General features: G+C 66.2%; 23 protein-coding genes and 1 pseudogene. 10 read left to right on the top strand and 14 right to left on the bottom strand.

What is annotated here, in order from left to right; genetic code table 11:
- Window positions 1-203 precede the first annotated feature (203 nt).
- A complete protein-coding gene (gene pgi, locus AWC17_RS04540; RefSeq protein ID WP_046183280.1) occupies window positions 204-1,868 on the top strand; it encodes a glucose-6-phosphate isomerase in 1,665 nt (554 codons plus the stop codon).
- 161 nt (window positions 1,869-2,029) lie between these two features.
- A complete protein-coding gene (locus AWC17_RS04535; RefSeq protein ID WP_231588451.1) occupies window positions 2,030-4,699 on the top strand; it encodes an ATP-binding protein in 2,670 nt (889 codons plus the stop codon).
- A gap of 65 nt (window positions 4,700-4,764) precedes the next feature.
- On the opposite strand, the gene AWC17_RS04530 is transcribed toward AWC17_RS04535, so the two are convergent.
- Window positions 4,765-5,340, bottom strand: coding sequence for a TetR/AcrR family transcriptional regulator (locus tag AWC17_RS04530; protein ID WP_046183288.1), 576 nt, complete (start codon window positions 5,338-5,340; stop codon window positions 4,765-4,767).
- Between the two features lie 92 nt (window positions 5,341-5,432).
- Between AWC17_RS04530 and AWC17_RS04525 the strand changes: the two genes are divergently transcribed.
- A complete protein-coding gene (locus AWC17_RS04525) occupies window positions 5,433-6,752 on the top strand; it encodes an oxygenase MpaB family protein (RefSeq protein ID WP_046183281.1) in 1,320 nt (439 codons plus the stop codon).
- Here AWC17_RS04525 and AWC17_RS04520 read toward each other — a convergent pair whose 3' ends face one another.
- From AWC17_RS04520 to cobF, 4 genes and pseudogenes are all read right to left on the bottom strand, one after another.
- On the bottom strand, window positions 6,753-7,502 hold the full coding sequence (locus AWC17_RS04520) for an SDR family oxidoreductase (RefSeq protein ID WP_046183282.1): 750 nt from the start codon (window positions 7,500-7,502) through the stop codon (window positions 6,753-6,755).
- A gap of 29 nt (window positions 7,503-7,531) precedes the next feature.
- The gene (locus tag AWC17_RS33320; protein WP_197083383.1) at window positions 7,532-8,002 is read right to left on the bottom strand and encodes a zinc finger domain-containing protein; all 471 of its coding nucleotides are present in this window, start codon (window positions 8,000-8,002) and stop codon (window positions 7,532-7,534) included.
- 150 nt (window positions 8,003-8,152) lie between these two features.
- Window positions 8,153-8,395: pseudogene (locus tag AWC17_RS33315) on the bottom strand (DNA-formamidopyrimidine glycosylase family protein); the annotation flags it as partial.
- 5 nt (window positions 8,396-8,400) lie between these two features.
- Window positions 8,401-9,165: a precorrin-6A synthase (deacetylating) gene (cobF, locus tag AWC17_RS04510; RefSeq protein ID WP_047323926.1), complete on the bottom strand. Its 765-nt coding sequence runs from the start codon at window positions 9,163-9,165 to the stop codon at window positions 8,401-8,403.
- Window positions 9,166-9,292: 127 nt separating this feature from the next.
- On the opposite strand from cobF, the gene AWC17_RS04505 reads away from it, so the two are divergent.
- Window positions 9,293-10,198, top strand: coding sequence for an AurF N-oxygenase family protein (locus tag AWC17_RS04505; RefSeq protein WP_047323925.1), 906 nt, complete (start codon window positions 9,293-9,295; stop codon window positions 10,196-10,198).
- Window positions 10,199-10,440: 242 nt separating this feature from the next.
- On the top strand, window positions 10,441-11,427 hold the full coding sequence (locus AWC17_RS04500) for a DUF4873 domain-containing protein (protein WP_231588622.1): 987 nt from the start codon (window positions 10,441-10,443) through the stop codon (window positions 11,425-11,427).
- Between the two features lie 162 nt (window positions 11,428-11,589).
- Here AWC17_RS04500 and AWC17_RS04495 read toward each other — a convergent pair whose 3' ends face one another.
- Window positions 11,590-11,931: an RNA polymerase-binding protein RbpA gene (locus AWC17_RS04495; RefSeq protein WP_046185265.1), complete on the bottom strand. Its 342-nt coding sequence runs from the start codon at window positions 11,929-11,931 to the stop codon at window positions 11,590-11,592.
- Window positions 11,924-12,100, bottom strand: coding sequence for a hypothetical protein (locus AWC17_RS32510; RefSeq protein WP_167385543.1), 177 nt, complete (start codon window positions 12,098-12,100; stop codon window positions 11,924-11,926). Before AWC17_RS32510 ends, AWC17_RS04495 begins: the two co-directional genes overlap by 8 nt.
- A 201-nt stretch (window positions 12,101-12,301) precedes the next feature.
- Here AWC17_RS32510 and AWC17_RS04490 point away from each other — a divergent pair, with 201 nt between their 5' ends.
- Window positions 12,302-12,502, top strand: a complete 201-nt coding sequence (locus AWC17_RS04490; RefSeq protein ID WP_082123099.1) for an excalibur calcium-binding domain-containing protein — start codon at window positions 12,302-12,304, stop codon at window positions 12,500-12,502.
- A 14-nt stretch (window positions 12,503-12,516) separates the two neighbouring features.
- On the opposite strand, the gene arsM is transcribed toward AWC17_RS04490, so the two are convergent.
- On the bottom strand, window positions 12,517-13,314 hold the full coding sequence (arsM, locus tag AWC17_RS04485) for an arsenite methyltransferase (RefSeq protein WP_046185264.1): 798 nt from the start codon (window positions 13,312-13,314) through the stop codon (window positions 12,517-12,519).
- 455 nt (window positions 13,315-13,769) lie between these two features.
- Between arsM and AWC17_RS04480 the strand changes: the two genes are divergently transcribed.
- Both AWC17_RS04480 and AWC17_RS04475 read left to right on the top strand, forming a co-directional pair.
- Complete coding sequence (locus tag AWC17_RS04480; protein WP_141224482.1) at window positions 13,770-14,537, top strand: STAS domain-containing protein; 768 nt, start codon at window positions 13,770-13,772, stop codon at window positions 14,535-14,537.
- Between the two features lie 89 nt (window positions 14,538-14,626).
- Window positions 14,627-15,493: an LLM class flavin-dependent oxidoreductase gene (locus tag AWC17_RS04475; RefSeq protein WP_046185263.1), complete on the top strand. Its 867-nt coding sequence runs from the start codon at window positions 14,627-14,629 to the stop codon at window positions 15,491-15,493.
- A 21-nt stretch (window positions 15,494-15,514) separates the two neighbouring features.
- Here the strand turns inward: AWC17_RS04475 and AWC17_RS04470 are convergent, their stop codons facing one another.
- Window positions 15,515-16,312 (bottom strand): enoyl-CoA hydratase/isomerase family protein, encoded by a 798-nt coding sequence (locus AWC17_RS04470; RefSeq protein ID WP_197083463.1) that lies wholly within the window; start codon window positions 16,310-16,312, stop codon window positions 15,515-15,517.
- Between the two features lie 85 nt (window positions 16,313-16,397).
- Here AWC17_RS04470 and AWC17_RS04465 point away from each other — a divergent pair, with 85 nt between their 5' ends.
- Window positions 16,398-17,315 (top strand): SAM-dependent methyltransferase, encoded by a 918-nt coding sequence (locus tag AWC17_RS04465; RefSeq protein ID WP_046185261.1) that lies wholly within the window; start codon window positions 16,398-16,400, stop codon window positions 17,313-17,315.
- Between the two features lie 51 nt (window positions 17,316-17,366).
- Here AWC17_RS04465 and AWC17_RS04460 read toward each other — a convergent pair whose 3' ends face one another.
- Window positions 17,367-19,319, bottom strand: coding sequence for a fumarylacetoacetate hydrolase family protein (locus AWC17_RS04460; RefSeq protein ID WP_085164321.1), 1,953 nt, complete (start codon window positions 19,317-19,319; stop codon window positions 17,367-17,369).
- Complete coding sequence (locus AWC17_RS04455; protein WP_046182270.1) at window positions 19,316-21,586, bottom strand: ATP-dependent DNA ligase; 2,271 nt, start codon at window positions 21,584-21,586, stop codon at window positions 19,316-19,318. The genes AWC17_RS04460 and AWC17_RS04455 overlap by 4 nt, the downstream gene beginning before the upstream one ends.
- A gap of 157 nt (window positions 21,587-21,743) precedes the next feature.
- Between AWC17_RS04455 and ku the strand changes: the two genes are divergently transcribed.
- Entirely contained in the window at window positions 21,744-22,637 is an 894-nt protein-coding gene (gene ku, locus AWC17_RS04450) for a non-homologous end joining protein Ku (RefSeq protein WP_046182297.1), read from the top strand.
- Between the two features lie 18 nt (window positions 22,638-22,655).
- Here the strand turns inward: ku and pstA are convergent, their stop codons facing one another.
- From pstA to pstS, 3 genes are all read right to left on the bottom strand, one after another.
- On the bottom strand, window positions 22,656-23,564 hold the full coding sequence (gene pstA / locus AWC17_RS04445; protein WP_046182271.1) for a phosphate ABC transporter permease PstA: 909 nt from the start codon (window positions 23,562-23,564) through the stop codon (window positions 22,656-22,658).
- A 73-nt stretch (window positions 23,565-23,637) separates the two neighbouring features.
- Complete coding sequence (gene pstC, locus AWC17_RS04440) at window positions 23,638-24,582, bottom strand: phosphate ABC transporter permease subunit PstC (RefSeq protein ID WP_141224486.1); 945 nt, start codon at window positions 24,580-24,582, stop codon at window positions 23,638-23,640.
- 60 nt (window positions 24,583-24,642) lie between these two features.
- On the bottom strand, window positions 24,643-25,755 hold the full coding sequence (pstS, locus tag AWC17_RS04435) for a phosphate ABC transporter substrate-binding protein PstS (protein ID WP_046182273.1): 1,113 nt from the start codon (window positions 25,753-25,755) through the stop codon (window positions 24,643-24,645).
- Window positions 25,756-25,829 lie beyond the last annotated feature (74 nt).

The raw sequence follows: 25,829 nt of genomic DNA, 5'->3' as shown, positions 1-25,829 counted from the left end.
CCAGACACATCCACTCCGTCAGGAGGTCCTCCCACTTTCAAGCAGCCACGCCGTCAACAACCTCCCGGGTCACGACAGCTAGGGCCGATGGTGACGGCCCGCAGCGCCCGGCCACGCCGCGCTTGCGACCGTCACTAGGGCCGATGGTGACGGCCCGCAGCGCCCGGCCACGCCGCGCTTGCGACCGTCACTAGGGTCGAACTATGACCTCCGTGCAAAGCCTCCCCGACATCACCGCCACCCCAGCGTGGGACGCCCTGCGCGGGAATCACGAACAAATCGGCGCGACGCATCTGCGCCAGTTCTTCGACGAGGATCCCGACCGCGGCCGCGAGCTCACCGTCTCGGTCGGCGACCTCTACATCGACTACAGCAAACACCGCATCACCCGAGAGACGCTGCGGCTACTGGTCGATCTGGCGCGCACGGCTAACCTCGAAGAGCGTCGCGACCAGATGTTCGCAGGCGCGCACATCAACGTCTCGGAAGACCGGGCCGTATTGCACACCGCGCTGCGGCTGCCCCGGGACGCCGAACTGATCGTCGACGGCCACAACGTCGTCGAGGACGTGCACGCCGTGCTGGACCGGATGGGCGACTTCACCGACCGGTTACGCAGCGGTGAATGGACCGGGGCCACCGGCAAAAGAATCAGCACCGTGGTCAACATCGGCATAGGCGGGTCGGATCTGGGTCCGGTGATGGTCTACCAGGCGCTGCGCCACTACGCCGACGCCGGGATTTCTGCCCGTTTCGTCTCCAACGTCGACCCGGCCGACCTCATCGCCACCCTGGCCGACTTAGAGCCTGCCACAACACTTTTCATCGTCGCATCGAAGACCTTCTCCACGCTGGAGACCCTGACCAACGCGACCGCCGCGCGCCGCTGGCTGACCGACACGCTCGGCGACGCCGCGGTGTCCAAACACTTCGTGGCGGTGTCCACCAACAAGCGCCTGGTCGACGACTTCGGCATCAACACCGACAACATGTTCGGCTTCTGGGATTGGGTCGGCGGACGCTACTCGGTCGATTCCGCGATCGGGCTGTCGCTCATGGCGGCCATCGGCAAGGAGGCCTTCGCCGACTTCCTGTCCGGATTCCACATCGTGGACCGGCATTTCAAGACCGCCCCGCTGGAATCCAACGCGCCCGCACTGCTCGGGCTGATCGGGCTGTGGTACTCCAACTTCATGGGCGCCCAATCGCGCGCGGTACTGCCCTATTCCAACGACTTGGCGCGATTCGCCGCCTATCTACAACAGCTGACCATGGAATCGAACGGCAAGTCGACACGCGCCGACGGCACTCCGGTGACCACCGACACCGGCGAAATCTTCTGGGGCGAGCCGGGAACCAACGGCCAGCATGCCTTCTACCAACTCCTGCATCAGGGCACCCGGCTGGTGCCGGCCGACTTCATCGGCTTCAGCCAGCCCATCGACGACCTGCCCACCGTCGAGGGCACCGGCAGCATGCACGACTTGCTGATGAGCAACTTCTTCGCCCAGACCCAAGTGCTGGCGTTCGGTAAGACCGCCGAGGAGATCGCCGCCGAAGGCACACCGGCCGACATCGTGCCGCACAAGGTGATGCCCGGCAACCGGCCGTCGACCTCGATTTTGGCCGACCGGCTCACCCCGTCGGTGCTGGGCCAGCTGATCGCGCTCTACGAGCATCAGGTCTTCACCGAGGGCGTCATCTGGGGCATCGACTCGTTCGACCAGTGGGGCGTGGAGCTGGGCAAAACGCAGGCGAAAGCGTTGCTTCCGGTGATCACGTCCGACAACTCGCCGGTGCCGCAATCGGACAGCTCGACCGACGCGCTGGTCCGCCGCTACCGCACCGAAAGAGGGCGCGCCAGCTAATGTTTCGCGAGCAGGCGCAAAAGCACCTCGACACGCCGCGTGTGCGGGTGCCCTTGTGCCTGCTCGTGCAGCTGCATTGGTTTCAACAGACGAGGCACGAGCATCTTGAATGCGTTCGCGGATGTCGTCTCGGCTTAGGATTTGTGTGACATCCTGAGCGGGTGTCCGCAGGGGTGCCTCCTTCGGGGGTGGTGACCTTTCTGTTCACCGATATTGAGGGTTCGACCCGTCGGTGGGAAGAAGATGCGGACGCCATGCGGTCGGCGCTGGCCGCACATGACAAGGTCTTACACTCCGCGATCGAGAACAACGGTGGATTTGTCTTCAGCCATACCGGTGATGGTGTGGTCGCCGCGTTCGCGTCACCACGGTCCGCCGTCGATGCGGCTGTTCAGGCCCAGCTGGTTCTTGAGTTGCCGGTGCGAATGGGCCTTGCGACCGGTGAGGCCGAACTACGCGACGGTGACTACTTCGGTGCGGTACTCAATCGGGCCGCGAGAGTGATGGCCGCAGGTCATGGCGGTCAGGTGCTGCTCGCCGAGTCGACGGCGAGTCTGCTCAGCGGGGTGGACCTCACCGATCTAGGGGCGCGGCGGCTGCGGGATGTACCGGTGCCGGTCGGGATCTTTCAACTGCGAGCAACGGGGCTCCGCACGGAGTTTCCGCCGCTGCGGGCGCTGGATACGAGTCCAGGAAATCTGCGGCCGGCGACCACCAGCTTGATCGGGCGCGAGTCCGACGTCGACGAGGTCACAGCGGCAGTGAGGTCCCACCGGTTGGTGACGCTGACCGGGGTAGGTGGAGTTGGCAAGACCCGCCTCGCCGGGGAAGCCGCAATGAAGTTGGCCGATGAGTTCCCCGACGGTGTATGGGTGTTTGAACTGGCGGCGGTCACCGATCCCGCGGCGGTGCCTGACGCGGCGGCTGCCGTGCTGGGTATCAACCAACAAGCCGGCAAGACGGTAAGCGAGTCGGTGGCCGCCGCGCTGGAGGGCAGAATCCGCCTTTTGGTGTTCGACAACTGCGAGCATGTGCTCGATGCCGCGGCCGAGCTGATCGAAGCCGTTCTCAAGCAGTCCGCAACGGTGAAGGTCTTGGCCACCAGCCGAGAAGGACTCGGCCTCGCCCAGGAACGAGTGCGCCCGGTGCGCTCCCTCGACGCCGCTGGAGTCGACTCCTCGGCGGTGAGTCTGTTCGCCGAACGCGCGCAAGCCATTGCGCCCGGCTTCTCGATGGTCGACGGCGAGGAGGCCGCCGCGGTCACCGAGATTTGTCAACGCCTGGATGGGATTCCGTTGGCCATCGAACTGGCGGCCTCGCGGATGGCGTCGATGACCGCCGGTGAAGTGCGAGACCGTCTTCATCATCGATTCCGGTTGCTGGTCGGTTCACGCCGCGAACTCGAACGACATCAAACGTTGCGCCACGCGGTGTCATGGTCTTATGACCTACTCGACGACGCAGAGAAGATGCTGTTGCAGCGGTGTTCGGTGTTCGCCGGCGGGTTCGACCTCCAAAGCGCTTGTGCTGTAGCTGAAAACGGCGATCGTGACGAGTACGCGGTCCTGGATCGACTCGATGCATTGGTGCGTAAATCACTGCTCGTGGTCGACCGGTCTTCAGGGCACACCAGGTTTTCGATGCTGGAGACCATTCGCCAGTTCGCCGAGGAGCAACTCGTCGGAAGCGGCGAGGCGGATGAGGTTCGTACCGCGCACGCCCACCACTTCGCCGGAAAAGAGGCCGAGATCCTGGCATTGTGGGATAGCCCCCGGCAGCGGAAGGCGTATGACTGGTTCACCACCGAACTGGCCAATCTGCGCACCGCGTTTCGGTGGGCCGCCGACAACGGGAACCTCGACGATGCCGCCACCATCGCCACCTACGCGGCTTTCCTCGGCTTCTGGGTCGAAAACTACGAACCCATCGCCTGGCCGGAAGAGTTGATCGAGGCCGCCGCCGCTGTCGATCACTCACGGCTCGCCTTCTTGTACACGATGGCGACGCAGTGCTGGATCGTGGGACGGATCGAGGAGGCCCTCCGGTACAGCGACGCTGGACTGAAGGCGATGCGTGCTGGCCGCGGGGATGTCCCCTTCGGCATGGCGAGCGTACTGGCTAATCCATATCTGGCCATCGGCGAGCCCGATCGGTCAGTCGAGTGGTGCCGCGCCCGGCTTGCACAAGAGCCCGACGCACACCCGAATGTCACAGCATTCGTCGTTACGGCGCTCACCATCGCGGGTTGCGACGAGGAAGCGACGGCCGCAGCGGACGGCTTGATCGAAGCTGCGGAGGCCACTTGCAATCCACACGCGCTGGCGTTGGCGCTGCTGGCGTATGGCTTCGCGTGGCGCAACATCGATCCGAACCACGCCGCTGAGGCGATGCACCGGGGCCTGGCGATCGCTTACGACAGTGGCAACCGCTTCGACGAATCCCACATAGCCGCCAATCTCGCCCAACTTGAAGTGGAACACGGCGACCCGCTGTCAGCGCTCGATCACATCAGTTTGGCGATCCGCCACTTGCACGATTCGGGCAACATGGTGACTCTCCGCTCGCCGTTCACGAACCTCGCGATCCTCCTCGACAGGCTCGAACACTACGAGGCGGCGGCCACCATTGCCGGTTTCGCATTCAGTCCGCTTACTGCCGCGTCGTTTCCCAAGATCAACGCGGTGATCGCACACCTGCGCGAGGTCCTCGGCGACCAGACTTACGAGTCGCTCGACCGGAAGGGTGCGGGAATGAGCGCCGCCGCCGTCACGACTTACGCATACAACCAGATCGACCAGGCACGAGGCGAACTGAACGCCATCCCGAAATAGATGGCGCGAGCATCCACAAAGTCACCGCCCACCTGGCATCCTGCGTACCAGCGCCAACCTAGGCCTCAACCGGCCGGGACCACGAGCTCGGAACCGAATCGCCGCACGAAGGTGCGCAAGCGTTCCACGGTCGCGGTCTGCGGCTCGCTCAGGTGCAGCTGCAGCAGTTCGCGTCCGGCGGCGTGCAGGATCCGCGCGGTGTATTCGGGGTCGTGCACGTGGGGATTGGTGCGCAGCAGCTCAGTGACGAAGAACTCCAACACGACGGCCTGCGATTGAGCCAGCCTCGCATACAACTCCGGTGGAGCGCCCTGCGGCGGGAACAAGAACAGTCGCCACGTTGCCGGGTGGGCGTCGACCGCGGCCAGGACGCCGTCGAACGCGACCACGAGTGACTGGTCCTCGGCGACGGCATCCAACCCCGAGACCGCCTCGGCGAACTGGGCGCCGGCCCGGGCCGCCTCACGGTCGATCAGTGCGACGAAGAGTCCCGCCGGGTCGCCGAACAGCTGATAGATCAACGACCGATTGATGCCGGCCGTCTCGGCGATGCGGTTCGGTGTTGCGGCGTGGAACCCCTCGGCGTCGACGATCGCGTGCGTGACATCGAGTATCTGCTGGCGCCGGCCTTCGGCGGTCATGCGCCGCTTCGGGTTGCCCACACTCACGCTTGACAGCATAACTAACGACTTGTGAGGATTGCTCACAGATTGTTAGTTAATGGGAGGCAGCGATGGTCACGTACTACCCCGAACTCGCGCGGCGGGTCCGCAGCCAGCGCGACCTGCTGCCCGACCTCTACGGAGATTTCGACTTCGACAGGCGACCGGATCGCCTGGCCACCGAGCCCGACGCCGACTCCGCCCTGCCCACCTGGATCGCCGACCGCGCACCGATTCTGGAAGACGACCGCGTCGTCGAGTTGATGAGCACGGCCACCCTGCTCGGCGACGTCGTCGCGGATCCCTATGCGGCCCTGATGAACTCGCACAGCATCACGCACCTGATCGACATGCTCAAGACGGCCTGCCGCGAGGGAATCGAGGCGGTGGCCGACGCGCCGCCCGAACTGGCGGCGTTCATCACCGCCATGGAGGCCACCCCGGGGTGGATCGACTTCGACCTGGTCCGGGAGGGTGCTCGCCAAGAACGCATCCCCGCGGCGCTGCTGGCCCCATTCATCACCCGCGGGGCCTTCATCGCGACTTTCACCAACACCTACGCCGCGCTGCCGATGGCGCTGACCGGAGCGCTCTCGGGCAAGCGGGCAGCGCGCCGCGTCAACGAGACCGCCAGCTTCTTCGCCGTCACCACACTGCCCGGCGCGCTGGACCGCTATGGCCCCGGCTTTGAAGCCGCCGCGATGGTTCGGCTGATGCACTCGATGGTCCGCTACAACGCCCTCAAGAGATCCGACAAGTGGGATACGGCGATCTACGGCATGCCGGTACCCCAGGTCGACCAGATGCCCGCCGGGATGATCGGCCAGTACCTGCTGGCCCGCCGGGCGCGTCAACAGGGCCGGTCGAAGTTCACCGCCGCAGAACGCGCCGTCGTCGAATTCGCCAGGTATCGCTGCTTTCTGCTCGGGTTGCCGGAGGAGCTGCTGCCCGCTGAACCCGCCGACATCATCCACGTCATGCATGCCCGATCGGCACTGCTGCGCGACGGGTTCGACAGCATCTGCCAAGAACTCGTCCGCGGCACAATGGCGGCCTACCTGCGCCCCGGCACCTCCTTGTTCGACCGTTGCGCCGAGGCGGTTGAAAAGAGCTTCAGCAAGCTCACGTTCGTTCGCACCTTCTGCAACGGCGACCGGGAGATCGCCGAGGCCATGGGCGTCTCCATGGGGCCGACGGATCTACTGCGCGTCGCCCTCACCGCGCCATTCATCATCGGACGGTTCAACGTCGTGAGCCAGGCCAGCCGAATTCCCGTGCTCCGCGACATCACCGACGCCTATGTGATCGGGTTGCTCAAGCTGCGGCTAGCGACTTATGGAAAGCCTGAATTCACTACCGACGCAACGCATTACACGCCAGTACCGCACTAGCTAGGCGAACCACTTGGTGAGCGAGGGCGGCAGCACCCGCATCACCTGCACCAGCGGAGCCCACGGCCACCACGGCACCGCCGCTCGGCCAGGCTCGCGTTCCATGGCGGCGACGAGCGCGTTGACGCCAGTTTCGTTGTCCACCATCAACATTGTGCTGTTCGACTTGGCCGTCATCTCCGACTCGATGTAGCCGGGCTCGATGACCGAAACCTTGATGGGACCCTTGGCGTATTCGGCGCGCAGGGATTCACCCAACGAGCTCAGCCCGGCCTTGCTTGCGGCGTAGGCGGCCTTGACCCCCGGCACTCCCTTGTTGCCGAGCACCGATGAGATCAGCACCAGGTGGCCCGAACCACTGGTGTTGAACATCTCCAGCGCGGTCTCGATCTGCACCAGCGCGGCCACCAGGTTGGTCTCGATGGTCGCTTTGTTGGCCCACAGCTTGCCCGAGCCGAGCTTCGCGCCCTTGCCGATGCCGGCGTTGACGATGACCCGATCGATCCCGCCGAGCTCGTCGCTCAGTTCGCCGAAGACCTTGGGCACCTGCTCGTGGTCGTTGACGTCCAGCGCGGCCACGGCGATCTTGATGTCCGGATACTGTTGCAGCAGTTCGGCTTTCATCTCGTCGAGCCTGTCGATGCGCCGGGCGCACAGCGCCAGGTCGCGCCCCTTGGCGGCGAAAGCACGCGCCATGCCGGCGCCCAGGCCGGAACTGGCGCCCGTGATGAGGATTTTCTGACGAGTCACCCCGGCAGCATATCTACCGCCGTCGTCGCCTACTTGAGCAGCCGCGACATCCGCCGGTCAGCCAGCACCTTGCCACCCGTCTGGCACGTCGGACAGTACTGAAAAGACTTGTCGGCGAACGCAACTTCACGCACGGTGTCCCCACACACCGGGCAGGGCAGGCCGGTGCGGGCATGCACCCGCAGCCCGGAGCGCTTCTCCCCTTTGAGCGTGGCCGCCCCCTGGCCCACGGATCGGCTCACCGCGTCCCGCAGGACGGACACCATCGCGTCGTGCAGGGTGGTGAGCTGCTCGTCGGTCAGCTTGCCCGCGGTCGCGAACGGCGAGATCTTGGCCACGTGCAGGATCTCGTCGCTGTAGGCGTTGCCGATGCCGGCGATCACTTTCTGGTCGGTGATGACCGTCTTGATCCGCCCGGTATTGCCGGCCAGCAATCCGGCGAGATCGTCGGCGCTGAGCTCGAGGGCGTCGGGGCCGAGGGCGGCGATCCCGGGCACCAGTTGCGGATCGTCGACGAGCCACACGGCCAGCCGCTTCTGGGTGCCGGCCTCGGTGAGGTCGAAGCCCGGCGCCTCGCCGGGCTTGCCGAGGTGCACCCGCAGCGCGATCGGGCCCTTGCCCGGCCGCAGCGGCGCCGCGGCCAGCTTGTCGGACCAGCGCAGCCAGCCCGCCCGCGAAAGGTGGGTGATCAGGAACAGCTCTCCCGCCTGCAGCCCGAGATACTTGCCCCAGCGCTGGGCCCCGGTCACCGGCCGGCCGTGCAGCGCGGTGGGCGGCGGGTCGAAGGTTTTCAGCACGGACAGCGCGCCGACATCGACGCGACCGATCGTCAAGCCGACAGCATGGCGGCGTAGATGGTCGGCCAGCGCTTCGACCTCGGGCAGTTCGGGCACGCCCTTCAGTCTGCCGGTCTGAGTAAATAGGTGTCCATGATCCAGCCGTGCCGCGCGCGGGCCTCGGCCCGCACCGCCGCGATGCGTGCCCCGACCTCGCCGACGGCGCCCGCCACCAGCAGCTCGTCGGCGGTGCCCAGGTAGGCGCCCCACCAGATCTGGGTGTCCGGCGGGCAGACCTGGAAGGAGCATTCGGCGTCGAGCATGACGACCGCGGACCCGTGCAGCCCGTGCGCGCGCAGCTTTCGGCCGGTGGTGATGAGGACCGGTTCACCGACCTCGTTGAGCGGGACGCGGTGCCGGGCCGTCAGCGCCTGCACCGCGGTGATGCCGGGGATGACATCGAAGGTGAAGTCGAGCTCGGCGGCTTCGGCCTTGATGGCGTCCAGGATGCGCAGCGTGCTGTCGTACAACGACGGGTCACCCCAGGCCAGGAAGGCGCCGACGCCGTCGGGGCCCAGCTCGGCGGCGATGGCCGCCGCCCACACGCGCGCCCGCGCCGCATGCCAGTCCGAAACGGCCTCGCAGTAATCCCCCCCGAACCCCAAGTCGGTCGACCGTTTGGGATCGGGCAGCTCGACGAAGCGGTAGCCCGGCTCGCGGATGAACCGGGCGCAGATCTGTCGTCGCAGCGCCACCAGGTCGCTCTTCGCCTCGCCCTTGTCCATCGCGAAGAACACCTGGGTGTCGTTGAGCGCCTGGATCGCCTGGACGGTCAGGTAGTCGGGGTCGCCGGCACCGATGCCGATGACGTGAATATGCCGGCTCAATACACTCTCCTGCCCCGAGCTGCTCCACTCAGATTGCCGAATCGAAACCTAAAGGGCCTAGTCGGGACCAAAAGTACCCAGTACCATGGGTACCGTCCGAAGCACCCGATGAAGGGACGCCGGCGCCATGACGACTGCGGTGAGACCAGGTGGGCCGAATCGTGAAGAGTTCTCGGAGCGTCTGCTGCGGGGCTCGGTGAAGAAGTCTTACGAGCCGGTCGTCGACATCGACTGGGACGCACCGCTGGACCCGGACAAGTTCTATTTGCCGCCGCGGCTGGTGTCGCTCTACGGGACGCCGATGTGGGACGAGATGACCCGCGAGCAACAGATCGAGCTGTCGCGCCAGGAGCTGGTCAACACGCTCTCGGCCGGCATCTGGTTCGAGAACATGCTCAACCAGTCGCTGCTGCGGACGATCCTGCACGAGGACCCCACCAGCCGGTCGACCCATTACAAGCTGACCGAGCTGGGCGACGAGACCCGCCATATGGTCATGTTCGGCAAGGCCATCGAGCGCATCGGCGCAAAGCCGGTGCGGCCGAGGCTGTTTCACCGGATGATCATCAACGCGCTTCCGCTGGCGTTTCAGCGCGGCTCGATGCTGTGGGTGGCCGCGCTCATCGGTGAAGAGATCTTCGACTCGCTGCAGCGGCAGATGATGGACGACCCACAGTTGCAACCAATCATTCAGCGGCTTATGCGAATTCACGTCACCGAGGAAGCGCGCCACATCCAGTTCGCCCGCGATGGCGCGCGCAAGCGGGTCGCCGAGATGCCGCGGTTCAACCGCTGGTTCATGGCCAACATCAACGGGCTGGGCGGGTACTTCTTCAATTACCTGTTCAGCAATCCGATCCCGTATGCGCGCACCGGTCTGGACCCGAAACGGGCGCGACGGATCGCGCGGACCAGCCCGCATCGCCGCGACATGCAGGTCGCCGGATTCGCGCCGCTGGCGGCGTTCCTGACCGAGGTGGGCCTGCTGGGCCCCATTGCCCGCCGCGGCTGGAAGCGCAGCAGGTTTCTGTGACGCGGCCGCGCGCCCTGGGCGAGCACCGCCACCCGATAGCCATCCTCGGCGCGCACGCAGGAACTCAGTCGGCATTGCGGGCCGCCGGCGTCACCGACCTTGTGGTCCTGGACGGGCCGGCCTCAGCAGTCCAGTCGAGGTTCGACGACGCCACCGATACCTGGCGGCTGACGAGGGCCGGCGGCGAGGACGTTCAGGCACGGGCCGTCATCGCCGCCGACGGGCCGCCCCTCGTCCCCTGGCTGCCGGACATCGAGGGCCGCGACGACTTCCTCGGCGCGTCGTTTCACGTGGCCGCCTGGGACCCCGACTTCGAACCGTCCGGCAAACGCATCGCGGTCGTGGGCACCGACGCCACGGCCGGCCACCACATCGGCCGGCTCATCGAGGCCGGCGCGTCGGTCACCGTCTTCGCCCGCTCACCGCGTCGCGTGGTCACCGAGGTCCCGCTGTGGTCCTCCCGCGCCAAACGCTGGCTGCGCCGCCGCATCCGACCGGCCGCCGAGCCCCCTTCGGTCAAACTGGCCGGGTCAGCGATCGCGGCGGTGACCGCGTCGGGCCTCCGCACCCGCGACGGCGTCGAGCATCGCATCGACGCCATCGTCTACGGCACCGGGTTCTCGATCCCCAAAGAGCTGGCCGATGGGACGCTCGTCGGTGCCGGCGGGCTGACCATCCGGCAGGCCTGGCACGACGGCATGGAGCCGTTCTACGGAGTGGCGGTTCACGGTTTTCCCAATTATTTCTTCATCACCGGGCCCGACGCCGGCGCGCAGGCGCGCTACGTCGCAGAGTGTCTGCGGCTGCTGGAGCGCACGGCCAGCAGCCGCATCGAGGTGCGCGCCAGCAGCCTGCGGGTGTTCAACGAGCGCGCCCAGCTGCAACCCGAGCAGGCTCCTCCGGTGGCATCCGCCTTCGACCTGTCGTCCAGCGCACCCGAACGCGAGGACACCTATGACGGCGCGGCGACGCTGGAAATCGCCGGCGCCAGCCATCCGGTTCGGGTCCGGCTCGCCGGCCACCTCGACCCGATCGACGGCCGCTACCACTGGCAGGGAACGGTTTTCGGTTCGCCGTTGCGGCCGCTGCCGGACGAGGCGCTCAGGCAGGCGCGGACCGCGACGTTGACGGTGGGTGGTCGCAGCGCCGCCGCGCGCATCGTCGAACAAACGCCGTGGGGCACGCACACGGTGGCCGGAGTGGGCACCCCGCCGTACGCGCCCGCCTGACCGTCACCTTCCCCCTGCTCATCGCGCTGCTTTTCCCGCGCATTCCAGGTGCCTCGTCAAGCCCTAACTGGAAACTCCCCCGGCATCATTGTGAATCGGCGGTTGACAACTCCACCCCGTTGGCTTGGGGCCCGAGGTTCGTGACCCCGGCCGGTAGCTAAGCTAGCTGCCGCGGCGGCGTGACTTGATGATCTCGAGGCGTTCCTTGAGCAGTTCGTCGAGTTCCTCGATCGAGCGGCGTTCCCGCAGCATGTCCCAGTGCGTGCGCGGCACCTTGACCTTCTTGGGTTCGGCCGGGTGACCACCCTCGATCAGGGTGCCCTCCATCCCGTTGCGGCACAGCCAGGTGCCGGGGATCTCAGCGTCGTCGGCAAAGGGGACCTCGAACTCCCCGCCGTTCGCGGTCCGATACCGCGCGACCTGACGTGGCGCTAGGTCGTGGTTGCGGTCAGTCTCGTAGCTCACGGACCCGAGGCGACTGCCTCTCATGACGCGATCAGCCATGATTAACGCTCCGCTGACGCTCCACGTGATCGGCACTAGCGCGCATCCGACCAGACAATCGAAGCAGATCGTGCTCGCCCACACCGTCGGGCAGGGTGTAGGCAAGTTGCCGTAACTCGGCGGCGTAGGTGCGCAAGTCCTGGCGGAGCTGCGCCTCAACGGTGGGCATGATTTCTTCCTGTGGCAGGGATTGACTGAGACGCTCGGACTTCTCGTACAGCCAGGCTTGAAATCTGATGCCGTCCAGCTGTCTATCCGCGATGCACCTGGGGGTGGTTTTTAGCGTCTCCCAACCGCGGCCGCCACCCTACTCCGCTGCCGGGCTGACTGCTGTGCTGCCCCGCCCTATTTCGTGCGTTAGCCGCCGAGCTTGAAGGCCGTTCAACCGGAGGCAAGGACGGCCGGTCCGACATTTCCGAAGGGCGACCACGCCTACCGGCCCAAGCTGGACCGGGACAACGACGGCATCGCCTGCGAGTCCAAGGCCCAACGGCCCTGGCTCGCGGAGGTGCCTAGGAAATTACTAGACGTAACTACTTTCACCGACAAGCCCCCAGCTCAGACTCGCTAAGCGAGCGGCGTGTGTTACCCGACTGGTTGGAAGGATGTGCTCGGTTTAGTCGCGCGGATGATCGCTCCGTGCATTCCGTCGGCGACTTCGTGGGTGAACATGATTGACGCATCGGTGAATCCGGCTGCGGCCAGCCCGTCGAGGTACTCCTGCTTAGACAACGCTCCGGCGATGCAGCCGACGTAGGAGCCGCGTTCGACGCGCTCGGCCGCGCTGAGGTGGCCTTCGGCGACAACGTCGGAGATCCCGATGCGTCCACCGGGGACCAGGACGCGGAACATCTCGGCGAGCACCGCCGGTTTGTCGGCCGACAGGTTGATCACACAGTTGGAGATCACGACGTCAACGGCGGCGTCGGGCAGCGGGATGTCCTCGATGGCGCCCTTGCGGAACTCGACGTTGGTGACACCGGCCTTGGCTTTGTTCTCCTCGGCCAGGGCCAGCATCTCGTCGGTCATGTCGACGCCGTAAGCAAACCCCTGCGGGCCGACCCGGCGCGCCGACAGCAGCACGTCGATGCCGCCGCCAGAACCCAGGTCAAGCACACGTTCACCCGGATGCAGATCAGCGACCGCGGTCGGGTTGCCGCAGCCGAGGCTGGCCGCGAGCGCTTGGGCGGGAATCTCGGATTGCTCGTCGGCGCCGTACATCCCGGCGCCGAAGACGGTGCCAGTATCGGCCGAATCGCTTGACCCGCCGCAGCTCGCCGCGGTGAGGACGTCGCTGTTGGTGTCACCGCTACGCGCCGCGGCGGCCGCGGCGGCGTAGCTCGCCCGGACCTGATCACGCAGCTCGTTGTGTTCGCCGGTCATCCACCCACTCTCCTTCCTTCCATCGACAGGTGCAACCGACGCCGATGCATCCGTGCTGGCGAACGACTCCGCCTCCACGAGCTGTTTGGGGGTGCCCGGAACGTGGTAACCCCGGGGGGTGCGCGTGCTGCGCAGCGGATTCGAACATTATGTTCGGCGCGGTAGAGGCGGGGGCCTCGAACGGGTGGGGACTGGCACGCGCCTCACTCATACCGCGCCGCCTTTGGTGTGCGCCGGGGACATGACCCCTGTGGGCTGCGCTTTCCGAATTAGACTTTTGCCGCTGAGAGCGGATACTCAAGCAGTTGGCCCGGCGGTAATTCGAGGAGCGGTGATGGAACCGGACGACAGGAATCGGCCGGGACTCCGGATTGCGGCGTCCCCTCCGTGTTCGACCCCGCCGGGTGGTATCCGGGCACCCCGACACGATAGGCCCCTGAAGGGAAAGGGTCGCCGTGGCGAGTTCGGTAGCTGAGTCCCCCAGCTCGCTGGCCGTCGAGACGCGGACGGATCAACAGGTGACGATCCTGACCGTCGACGGTGTTCTCGACACCACCAACTCAGCGGCGCTCCGCGACCACATCTTGCAGGCCACGCTGGACGAGCCCGCCGCCGTCATCGTCAACATTTCCGCGCTGAAGGTGCTCGCCGAATTGGCGTGGTCGACCTTCATCGGCGCGCACTGGCAGGTTCGCAGCAATCCCAACGTTCCGATCGTGTTGGTCTGCGCGCACCGCGGGACACGCGAGGCGATCACCCGCAGCGGCGTCGCCTACTTCATGCCGGTGTACTCGACCGAGAAGGCGGCGATGAAGGCGCTCAGTCAGCAGAGCCGGCGCGCCGTGCGTCGCGCCGACGCACCGCTGCCCGCCGACCTGACCAGCCTGCGCGAGTCACGCCGCCTGGTCCGCGAGTGGCTCACCGCCTGGTCACAATCCACGCTCATCCCAGTCGCGCTGGTGGTGGTCAACGTCTTCGTCGAGAACGTGCTGGAACACACCGCGAGCGTTCCCGTGATGCGGATCGAGAGCCATGGCGCGACGGCGACCATCGCGGTGTCCGACAGCAGCCACGCCCCGGCGCTGCGGCTGCCGTCGCCGGCGGCCGGCATCGACGTCTCCGGCCTGGCGATCGTCGACGCGCTGTCACGCACCTGGGGCAGCACTCCCACCTCGGCCGGCAAGACGGTGTGGGCGGTCATCGGGCCCGAGAACCAGCTCTGACGCCTTGTTGTGCTGGGAACCCAAGGACGGGTAGAACTAGAACACGTTCTAATCTCGTGTGACGTCCGGTTTCCAGGAAGGCAGATGACGTGCGGTTCACCTACGCGGAGGCGATGACCGACCATCGGTACTACATCCCGCTGGCCCAGGCGGCCGAAGCGGCGGGATACCACGCCATGACGATCGCCGACAGCATCGCCTACCCCTTTGAGTCCGACTCGAAGTACCCCTACACGCCCGACGGCGACCGCGAGTTCCTGGACGGCAAGGAGTTCATCGAAACCTTCGTGCTGACAGCGGCATTGGGCGCAGTGACGACGAAGCTGCACTTCAACTTCTTCGTCCTCAAGCTGCCCATCCGGCCGCCAGCGCTGGTGGCCAAGCAGATCGGTTCGTTGGCCGCGCTGACCAACAACCGGGTGGGCTTCGGCGTCGGCACCAGCCCGTGGCCGGAGGACTACGAACTGCTGGGCGTCCCATTCGCCAAGCGCGGCAAGCGCATGGACGAATGCATCGAAATCATCCAGGGGCTCACCAGCGGCGACTACTTCGAATTCCACGGCGAGTTCTATGACATCCCCAAGACCAAGATGACACCGGCTCCCACCCAACCGATCCCGGTCTTGATCGGCGGGCATGCCGACGCGGCGCTGCGCCGCGCGGCCCGGCTGGACGGCTGGATGCACGGCGGCGGCGACCCCGAAGAACTCGACGGACTCATCGCCAAGCTCAAGCGGTATCGCGAAGAAGCCGGCAAGACCGGACCGTTCCAGATTCACGTCATCTCGACCGACGCCTACACGGTGGACGGCATCAAACGGCTCGAAGACAAGGGCGTCACCGACGCCATCGTCGGCTTCCGCATCCCCTACATCAAGGGCAAGGACACCGAGCCGCTGGAGAACAAGATCCGCAACCTAGAGATGTTCGCCGAGAACGTGATCGCGAAGGTCTAAGCGGCGGTCGCAAGCGCGGCGTCACAGCGGATCCCACTTCGGAGCCCGCTTCTCCCGGTGTGCCCGGGCCGCCTCGGCCGGATTGTTGGTGAAACCGCTGAGGATCTGGGTGCGGTTCTCGATCTCGATGGCGTGCCGCAAACTGGGCGCGTCCAGCGCCGCGTTGAGGCCGATCTTGGTCTGCCACACGCCGTAGGCGTTATTCTCGGCGATCTCGCGGGCTTTGCGCAGGGCGGTCGACATCAGGTCATCCGGTGCGACGACCTCGTGCACCAGCTTGATGCGGTAGGCCTCGGCCGCGTCGATGATGCGGCCGGTCAGCATGAGTTCGCGCGCCACGCCCGCGCCGACGATTTTCGGCAGCAGGTAGCTGGTGCCCATGTCCATCGACGAGAAGCCCGCCTTGATGAACGCCGACCCGAACCGGGCCTGCTCGGAGGCGACGCGGATATCGGAGACCAGCGCGAACGCCAGCCCTCCGCCGACGGCCACGCCGTTGACCGCGGCAACCACCGGAATGGGCAGCTCGTAGATCCGGGTGAACAGGTCGGCCAGGCGAACCTGGGAGTCGTAGTTGACTTTGAACGGCGGGGTTGACGGCCTGGGCTTGGTCCACGGCTCGCCGGTGCCACTCAAATCGGCCCCGGCGCAAAATCCACGCCCGGCGCCAGTCAGGATCGCGGCCCTGAACTCGCCGCCGCTGAGCACGTCCAGGGCATGGTCCACGCCGTCGATCAGCGATCCGTCGATGGCATTGAGGCGCTCGGGCCGGTTCAGGGTGATGCGGGCGATGTCGTCTTCGAGGGTTTCCAATTCCACTGCGGGCATAGGAGGAACCGTAGGCGACGCGGATGTCCACCGACGGGGCATACCGTGGTTTGGCCGCCACATCGAAGGAGAAACCATGGCACGAACCGAAGGTGACAGCTGGGACCTGGCCAATAGCGTGGGAGCGACGGCCACCATGGTCGCCGCCGCCCGGGCCGCCGCGAGCAAGCGTCCGCAGCCGGTCGTCACGGACGACTTCGCCGAGCCACTGGTGCGTGCCGTCGGATTGGACGTGTTCACCAAGCTGGCCAGCGGCGAACTGGATCCCGACGACCTCGAGAAGGCCGTCGGTTTTCACCGGATGGTCGACACGTTTGCCGCCCGCGCCCGGTATTTCGACGACTACTTCGCCGCAGCCGGCCTGGCCGGGCTGCTCCAGGTGGTGATCGTGGCGTCGGGGCTGGATTCCCGCGCCTACCGGCTGCGCTGGCCGATCGGGACGACGGTGTACGAGATCGATCAGCCCGAGGTGATCGCGTTCAAGACGGCGACGATGTCGGCGATCGGGGCGGCGCCCACCGCCGAGCTTCGCACGGTGGGAATCGATCTACGCGAGGATTGGCCGGCGGCGCTACAGGCAGCGGGCTTCGATCCGGCTCATCCCACGGCGTGGCTCGCCGAGGGGGTGCTCATCGGGTGGCTCCCGCCGGAGGCCGAGGTTCGGCTGTTGGACTCCATCATCCCGCTGTCCGCCGAGGGCAGCCGGTTCGCCGCCGACTACGGAACGGTGATCGGGGCCTCGCCGGAGGCCCAGGAACAGGCCCGGCTCATGACCGAGGGGTGGCGACGGCAGGGCCTCGAGATGGACCTCACCAGCTTGACGTACCCCGGCGAGCACACCGACGTCGCCGCGCATCTGCACGAAAACGGTTGGCATACCACCGAATCCCGGCTCACCGATCTGTTCTCCGCCGCGGGGCTGCCGGAGTTGGGGCAGGCCGCGCAACAGGTTCCGGCCACCACCATCAGGTTCGTGCGGGCCGTACGGCTTTAGCCCGCTCTCAGCCACCGAGCGTGGGGCCTATGCCCACGGCACCAATCATCCTTAGGGCCCACACTCGGCGCCCCGCTTGGCCAGCCACTCGGCCTGCATCACCAGTAGGGCCATGACCTCCAGCTGCGGGGTGTCGGGGTCGAGTTCGCGGTAACGCTGATAGACGTTGACGACGACGCGCTCCGCATCCAGCCAGGTCGCATACTCGCCGAGGTCGATGGTGTCGGCCGCCTCGGACCACGTCAGCCCCCGGCGGTAGGCGGCCTCGGCCTGTTCGGAGACATGCGCGAGATACCCACGGACCGCGCGGATTCCGTCCGGATCGCTGACGGGCCCATGGCCGGGCACCACGGTCGGCGCGTCGAGCGCGATCATCGCGTCGCACGCGGCGATCCAGTTGGCGATCGGGCCGGCCCACACGATGGGGGTGCAGCCGATGAACAGCAGGTCGCCGCCGAAGAGCACTCCCGCGTCGGGCACGTGTACCACGGAATCCGCGGCGGTGTGCGCGGGCCCCAGGTTCAATAGGTCGACGCGCCGCCCACCCACCTCGATGGTCAGCTCGCGGTCAAAGGTCTGACCGGCGTTGCGCACCGTGATGCCGCTGAAGTCGAAGTGCCCGAAGCGGTCTCGCGTGTAGGGGGTCGCGACCGGGCCGAGGTTCGCGGTCTGCGCCATCGCCAGCATCTCTGGTGCCATCCCGTGCGCGATCTCCTCGGCGGTGCCCTGCGCGGCGATGATCCGCACCGAGGCGTCGAGCAGTTGGTTGCCGTGGGTGTGGTCGCCGTTGGAGTGGGTGATCAGCGCGTCGGTGATGGGTGCCAACGAGGTGATATCCCGCATGGCGGTGAGCATTTCGCGGGTCAACGCCAGATCGAACAGGGTGTCGACGAGCAGGGACGCCCCGTCGCCGGCGACCAGCCCGGCGTTGCTCCACCCGTAGCCCCCGTCCGGCAGCGTCCACGCCCACACCCGGTCGGCGACCTCGTGCAGGCCGCGGGTGTAGGGCACCTTGGCGGGCGCCCGGTTCACCCGCCGAGCGCTGGGCGCGGCGTCCGGATTGGGCCGGGGCGCCAACGGCTGCGGTGCGGCGCTGGCGCGCACTGTTTGCCGGGTCTCCCCGAGTCCCTCGACCTGGAGTGTGACGACGTCGCCGTCGTGCAGCCAGCCGGGAAACGAGTCCAGCGCCGTCGGGTTCAGGTGCTCGACCAGCGTGCAGGTTGGCACGGTGCCGGAGCCGATGACGTCGCCGGGGGCGAGCGTCACGCCGCGCGAGGCGTAGGAGATGACTTCGCCGAAACTCCAATCCATTTGGGCGGTCGACCCCGACCCGATCACCGCGTCGTTGACCAGGGCGGTCACCCGCAGGTCAAGCCTGCCGTCCCGGCGATACGGCTCGAGCTCGTCGGGGGTCACCAGGTACGGGCCCAGAGTGACGCCGCTGTCTTTACCCTTGCCCTGCCCGATCCCCAGCTGGCTTTCCATCTGCTGCAGGTCGCGCGCGGACCAGTCGTTGAAGATCGTATAGCCGATGATGGCCCGTTCGGCTTCGTCGACCGAAAGGTTCCGCCCGCCGGCTCCGATGACCGCGGCGATCTCCAATTCGAAGTCCTGCCAAGCGCTTCCGGGTGCGGTGGGGGCGTCGTCGTAGGGACCCAAAACCGTTGCCGGGCAGGCGAAATAAAACGCCGGTATGCGATACCACGTGTCGGCGAGCATGCGCCCGGCACCCAGCGCGGCCTGGCAGTTGCGCATGTGATCCAGAAAGCACAGCGAGTCGCGAATGGACGGCGGGCGCGGGATCGGCGCCAAGAGCCGCACCGCACCCAGGGGCACTGTCGCCGCCGGGGCACGCAGCGCGTCCTCGCCGGCCGCGCGCAACCCGTCGGCGCCGCGGCCGATTAGGTCGAGCAGCGTCACGCCCGCGGGCATCGCGTAGATGGCGTCGCCGGAGAGCACCCCGGTGCGTTCACCATCGGCGTCAAGGTAGGTCACCCATTTCATTCGCGCACCACCTCACTCGGTTCTTTGTCCGGCCGCAGCCCACGCCAACTCGACTGGCGCAACCGGTCATCGGGGGTCCACTCGCTGTAGCGCACTTCCCCCACCAGCACCGGCTCGACGTACGTCACGCCCCTGGCCTCGCTGCGGGGAAGCGGTGGGGTGAAGGGTGATTGGTCGGTGTGCAGCGGTGCCAGGGTTTTCTTCAGGCTCGCCAGGTCACGATCGGTGAACCCGGTACCGACCCGCCCGGCGAAATGCAGGCCGCCATCGGTCGGGATGCCCATCAGCAGTGAGCCGATGCCGCTGCTGCGTCCGCCCTCCCCGGCCTTCCAGCCGCCGATGACGATTTCCTGGGTGTTCCAGTGCTTGTCCTTGATCCAGGATGCCGAGCGCCGGCCCGGCTGGTAGGTGGAGTCGCGTTTCTTGGCGACCACGCCCTCCCAGCCATGCTTGCCGGAGTGCTCCAGCGCCTGTTTCCCGTCGCCCGGCAACAACTCGGGGACGATGAGGTCGCTGCCACTGGCCAGTGTTTCCAACAACTTTCGGCGGTCCTGGTAGCGGGCCCGCAGCAGCGAACGGCCGTCGAGATACAGCACGTCGAACGCCCAGAATTCCACGCGGCTGCCGCGGCCCCGGTTCTGCATCGCGTGGAAACTGGGCACCCCGGAGGCGTCCAGGACGACGGCCTCGCCGTCGAGCACCACGTGATGGTCGGCGAGATCGGCTGCCAGCGCACGCATTTGGGGGTATTCGCTGGTGACCTCGCGGCCGCGGCGGGACCGTACCCGCAGGGCGCCGTGGTCGATTTCGACCAGCAGGCGGTAGCCGTCCCATTTGCCTTCGAAGGCCCACTGACTCGCCTTGCACGCCGCGACCGAGCCGTGGGTGGCAAGCATGGGCGCTATCCCGTCGAAGTCGAAGACCTGCTGGTCCTTCATCCGGTGCGCCAGCCACTGGTTACCGCTGGTCTGGATCAGCGCATAGCGGCCGGAGACCTTGCTGCCGCGCAGGTTGACGATGACCTCATCGTCGCGAAACTTCTCCGCCTCGTAGGTTCCGGAGTCCCAGATGATCACCTTCCCGGCGCCGTACTCCCCTTTGGGGATGTTGCCCTCGAAGGTGGCGTATTCCAGCGGATGATCCTCGGTGTGTACCGCCAGGTGGTTCACCGAGGTGGTTTCGGGCAGGTTCTTCGGCACGGCCCACGACACCAGCACGCCGTCGCGCTCGAGCCGGAAGTCGTAGTGCAGCCGGCGGGCGTGGTGTTCCTGGATGACGAAGGAATTGCCTTGGCCCGTGGTCGGTTTCGTCCGCGGAACCGGTTCTGGGGTCTTCGACGCGTCCCGCATGCTGCGGTACTTGGTCAATTTGTCCGAGACGGCGACGTCGCTGTCCAGCGCCTCCAGTAGATCGCCGTCGCGCGTGACCCGGGCCAACACCTCGTCGTAGCGCAATTGGCGCAGCGACGCCGGGGCGCCGATCTCGTCCCAGGTGCGCGGCGCCGCGACCGTCGGATGTTCGCGTCCGCGCAACGAATACGGTGCGATGGTCGTTTTGGTGCCGTTGTTCTGGCTCCAGTCGAGGAACACCTTTCCCGCCCGCAAGCTGCGGGTCATGGCCGACGTGACCAGCTTGGGCATTGACTTTTCCAGTTGCTGGGCAACCCGTTTCGCCAACACCGTCGCGCCCTTGGTGCTCACCGGCTCGACCAGCGGTGCGTAGAGGTGCAGGCCCTTGCTGCCGCTGGTGAGCGGGAACAGGGTCAGCCCGATCCCGGCGATGAGATCGCGCACGGCGTGGGCCACCTCGGCCAGCTGAGCCATGGTCACGCCTTCACCGGGGTCGAGGTCGAACACCAATCTGGTGGCCGGCCCGGGTTTGAGCACTTCCGCCTTGCTTCGGGTCCACTCGGCGGCGAACCGCCACTGCGGCACGTGCACTTCCAGCGCGGCCTGCTGCGCGATCCAGGCCAGCCCCTCGGGGCTGTCGATGATTGGATACGTCGTGGTTCCGGACCGGTGCGTGACGCTGGCGCGTGGCAGCCAATCCGGCGCCGACGAGGCCAGCTGCTTCTCGAAGAACGAATCCTGCTCGACGCCGTTGGGCCAGCGCTTGCGGGTGGCCGGGCGTCCCGCGATGTGCGGGATCATCACTTCGGCGATCCGGGTGTAATAGTCGAAGACGTCGCGCTTCGTGGTTCCGGTGGCGGGGTAGAGCACCTTGTCGGCGTTGGTCAGCCGCACCCGGGGGCCCGCCGTCGCACTCATAGTGTCAACGTACGTCGTCTGACGTGAGTTGTGGCCCGAGCTGTGGGCACAAGCAAACTGGCGCTAGCTGCTCGGCAGGCTTCGATGCGGTCACAAGCTGCGGCGCAATGGCCCCGCGTCCTGTTGGCCGGCGAACAGTATGGGCATACTGACTTACATGCGCTCCATCTGGAAGGGCTCGATCGCATTCGGGCTGGTCAACGTCCCGGTCAAGGTGTACAGCGCCACCCAGGACCACGACATCAAGTTCCATCAGGTGCACGCCAAGGACAATGGCCGCATCCGGTACCAACGCGTGTGCGAGGTGGACGGCGAGGTCGTCGAATACCGTGACATCGCGCGGGCCTTCGAATCCGATGACGGTCAGACGGTCATCATCACCGACGACGACATCTCCACCTTGCCCGAAGAACGCAGCCGCGAGATCGAGGTGCTCGAGTTCGTGCCGGCCAGCGAGGTCGACCCGATGTTGTTCGACCGCAGTTACTTCCTGGAGCCCGATTCCAAGTCGTCGAAATCCTATGTGCTGCTCGCCAGGACGCTGGCGGAGACGGACCGGATGGCGATCGTCCACTTCACGCTGCGCAACAAGACCCGGCTGGCGGCGTTGCGCGTCAAGGACTTCGGCAAGCGTGACGTGATGGTGGTGCACACCTTGTTGTGGCCCGACGAAATCCGCGATCCGGACTTCCCGGTTCTCGACAAGAAGGTCGAGATCAAGCCCGCCGAACTCAAGATGGCCGGTCAAGTGGTGGAGTCGATGGCCGAAGACTTCAACCCCGACCGCTATCACGACACCTACCAAGAGCAGCTGCAAGAGCTGATCGAGGCGAAACTCGAAGGCGGCGAAGCCTTTACCACCGAGGAGCAACCGAAGGAACTCGATGAGACCGAGGACGTCGCCGACCTGTTGGCCAAGCTGGAAGCCAGCGTGAAGGCGCGCTCCGGTGACGGAAAGGCTCCCGCCAAGAAGGCACCGGCGAAGAAAACGGCCGCCAAGAAGACCACGGCGAAGAAGGCACCGGCCAAGAAGGTCGCGTCGAAATCCTGACGCGGGCCCAGTGGGGGCTCAGCGCCGGCGGGTCGCCAGGAACCGGGTAGCACCCGCGATCAGGTTGATCACGGCGACCATGATGATCAGGCTCAGCGCCGCACCCCAGATGCGCAGGAAGCCGGCGTGCTCGGGATTGGTGAGTTCGGTGTAGATCAGCAGCGGCAGCGAGGCCATGTTGCCGTGGAAGATGTCGACGTTGATCGAGCGGCTGTATCCGACCAGCACCAGCACTGGGGCGGTTTCGCCGATCACCCGCGCGACCGACAACAAGACTCCGGAGACGATGCCGGGCATCGCGATCGGGAACACGATCCGCACGATGGTCTTCCACTTGGGAACGCCGAGCGCGTAGCTGGCTTCGCGCAGATCGTCGGGCACCAACCTGAGCATCTCCTCGGCGGACCGCACCACCACCGGCAGCATCAGCAAGACCAGCGCCAGCGAGACGGCGAACGAGCTCTGCTGGAATCCCAGGGTGGCGATCCAGAGGCTGAAGACGAACAGCGCCGCCACGATGGAGGGCACCCCGGCGAGCACGTCGACCATGAACGTCGTCAGCCGCACCAGCCGGCTGGAACCGTATTCCACCAGGAAGACCGCGGTCATCAATCCCAGCGGCACGGACAGCAGGGCGGCCACCCCGGCCTGTACCACGGTTCCGTACAGCGCGTGATAGATGCCGCCGGCGAACTGCTCCGGCAAGATCCCGCGCAGCGAGTGGGTCCACCAACCCGTCCGGGTTACCGCGTACCAACCCCGGGCCACCACGACCGACAGCACCCAGGCCAGCGGCACCAGCGCGATGAGGAACGAGGCGATGAAGAAGATGGTCGCGGCATTGTTGGTGATCCGGCGCCGGATGCTGACGGGCCGGAAGGCCTGGGTTTTGACCGGCCGGTCAAACGCTTCGACCGCGGAGGTCATGAGCGCAGCTCCTCCCCATCGCTTCGTGCCCCGCGAGCGGGCGGTACCCCCACTGCATCGTCGGCGGCGCGGGTCATCCGTTGACCTTCCCGCCGGCGATCGCACGAGCCAATGCGTTGACGACGAACGTCAAGACGAACAACGCGAATCCCGCCGCGATGTAGGCCCCGGTGGGCAGCGGTTCACTGAATTCGGCTGCCGCGGAGGCGATCTTCGAGGCGAACGTGTAACCGCCGTCGAACAGCGACCAATTCCCCGGGCGTGCGGCGGAGCGCAAAATGATCAGCACCGCCACGGTCTCGCCGAGCGCGCGGCCCAACCCCAACATCGACGCCGCGATGACACCGCTGCGGCCGAACGGCAGCACGGTCATCCGTACCACCTCCCACTTGGTGGCACCCAGCGCTTGCGCCGCTTCCATCTGGATGTGCGGGGTCTGCCGGAACACTTCACGCGAGACCGACGTGATGATCGGCAGGATCATCGCCGAAAGCACGATGCCCGCGGTGAAGATGGTGCCGCCACCGGCCAGCGACACGTTGCCCTGCTTGAACAGGAACAACCAGCCCAGGTTGCGATTGAGGAACTCCGCGACGGGCTCGATCTTGGGCGCCAGCACGAAGATGCCCCACAACCCGAAGATGATCGAGGGCACCGCGGCCAACAGGTCGACGATCGCCCCGAACGGGCGAGCCAGCCGCTTGGGCGCATATTGGGTGAGAAACACCGCGATCCCGACCGCCACCGGCACCGCCAGCACAAGCGCGGTGAGCGAACTCAGCACCGTGACCATCAACAGGTCGCGGATGCCGAAGGCGAGCTTCCCCGGGTCGGTCGTGCTGAACTGGGCGCTGGTGAAGAAATTCGCGTGGTTGACCCGCAACGACGGGACGGCACGAATCAACAGGAACACCGCGATCAGCAGGATCGCGACCACGATCGTCGAACCGGCAGCGGCAGCCGTCAGCTTGAACAGTCGATCGCCGCGCCGGGCTGACGGCGAACTAAGCGCCTTCAGCCCGGTTTTTTGCGGGGCCGACGGGCTGACTACCGCTCCTCGGGTCACGACCACCTCAAATCACGTGATGGCGTTGATCGAAGCCGACAGTCTCGACTTGAACGAATCCGGGATGGGAATGTACCCATTGTCGGCCAGGCCACTCTGCCCCGCACCGATGGTACTTTCCAGGAACGCTTTGACCGCCGTGCCGACCTGGGAATCGGGATACTTCGAGCACACGATCTCGTACGTCGCCAGCACGATCGGGTAGGACCCGGGTTGGGTCGGCTTGTAGAAGGAGAGCGTGTCGAGCACCAGGTCGTTGCCCTGCCCGCTGATCTTGGCCCCAGAAATCGTTTTGCCGACCGAGTCAGCGCTGATCGCCACGGCGTCCGGACCGGCCGGGGTGACGACCTTGGCCATGTTCAATTTCTGTGCCTGAGCGAACGACCATTCGTTGTAGGTGATCGACCCCTCGGTAGCCTTGATCGCCGCCGACGTACCGTCGTTACCCTTGGCCCCCTCGCCGACTCCGCCCTTGAAGGTCTTCCCGGCGCCCTTGCCCCACGCGCCATCGGAGGCGGCGTCGAGGTACTTCTGAAAATTGTCCGTGGTGCCGGATTCGTCGTTGCGGAACACCACATGAATGGGCTCGGCGGGCAACGTGACACCGGAGTTCAGCGCCGCAACGGCCGGGTCATTCCAGGTCGTGATGGCGCCGTTGAAGATTTTCGCCGCTGTGGGACCGTCAAGGCTCAGCGAACCCACGCCCTTGACGTTGTAGGTAATCGCGATCGGACCGAACACCACCGGCAAATTCCACGCCGGCGAACCGCAACGCTGCTGCGCCGCAGCGTATTCCTTGGCAGCAAGCGGGGAGTCCGAGCCGCCGAAATCGGTTTGGTTGCCGTTGAATTCACTAATTCCCGCGCCCGAGCCGTTGGCCGTGTAATTCAACGTCTGGCCGGGGCAAGCCTGTTCGAAGGCGTTCACGAAGCGCGTCATCGCGTTGGCCTGGGCAGTCGACCCGCTGGCCTTCAACGTCTTCTTCCCGCCACAGCTAACCTTGCCCGACGACGAGCCGCTCGTCGCGCTTCCGCCACTGGCATTGTTGTCACTTCCGCACCCTGACAACGCCAGCGCACCAGCGGTCACGACGCTCAGCGCGGCACCGAATCGGTTGAGTTTCAAGTCACTTCCTAACGGTAGGGATGAAACATGATTGCCGACGTTCTCCTAGCCGCTGTCCGGCGACCAGCCGTCTC

This window comes from Mycobacterium nebraskense, from assembly GCF_002102255.1.
GTDB classification, from domain to species: Bacteria; Actinomycetota; Actinomycetes; order Mycobacteriales; family Mycobacteriaceae; genus Mycobacterium; species Mycobacterium nebraskense.
This window is presented reverse-complemented; position numbering and strand designations above follow the sequence as displayed.

What these genes read in the sequence shown, in the direction of transcription:
- pgi (WP_046183280.1), top strand. Translation starts at nt 204, where the DNA reads ATGACCTCCGTGCAAAGCCTCCCCGACATCACCGCCACCCCAGCGTGG.
- AWC17_RS04530 (WP_046183288.1), bottom strand. Translation starts at nt 5,340, where the DNA reads ATGACCGCCGAAGGCCGGCGCCAGCAGATACTCGATGTCACGCACGCG.
- AWC17_RS04525 (WP_046183281.1), top strand. Translation starts at nt 5,433, where the DNA reads ATGGTCACGTACTACCCCGAACTCGCGCGGCGGGTCCGCAGCCAGCGC.
- AWC17_RS04505 (WP_047323925.1), top strand. Translation starts at nt 9,293, where the DNA reads ATGACGACTGCGGTGAGACCAGGTGGGCCGAATCGTGAAGAGTTCTCG.
- AWC17_RS04495 (WP_046185265.1), bottom strand. Translation starts at nt 11,931, where the DNA reads ATGGCTGATCGCGTCATGAGAGGCAGTCGCCTCGGGTCCGTGAGCTAC.
- AWC17_RS32510 (WP_167385543.1), bottom strand. Translation starts at nt 12,100, where the DNA reads ATGCCCACCGTTGAGGCGCAGCTCCGCCAGGACTTGCGCACCTACGCC.
- arsM (WP_046185264.1), bottom strand. Translation starts at nt 13,314, where the DNA reads ATGACCGGCGAACACAACGAGCTGCGTGATCAGGTCCGGGCGAGCTAC.
- AWC17_RS04465 (WP_046185261.1), top strand. Translation starts at nt 16,398, where the DNA reads ATGGCACGAACCGAAGGTGACAGCTGGGACCTGGCCAATAGCGTGGGA.
- AWC17_RS04460 (WP_085164321.1), bottom strand. Translation starts at nt 19,319, where the DNA reads ATGAAATGGGTGACCTACCTTGACGCCGATGGTGAACGCACCGGGGTG.
- AWC17_RS04455 (WP_046182270.1), bottom strand. Translation starts at nt 21,586, where the DNA reads ATGAGTGCGACGGCGGGCCCCCGGGTGCGGCTGACCAACGCCGACAAG.
- ku (WP_046182297.1), top strand. Translation starts at nt 21,744, where the DNA reads ATGCGCTCCATCTGGAAGGGCTCGATCGCATTCGGGCTGGTCAACGTC.
- pstA (WP_046182271.1), bottom strand. Translation starts at nt 23,564, where the DNA reads ATGACCTCCGCGGTCGAAGCGTTTGACCGGCCGGTCAAAACCCAGGCC.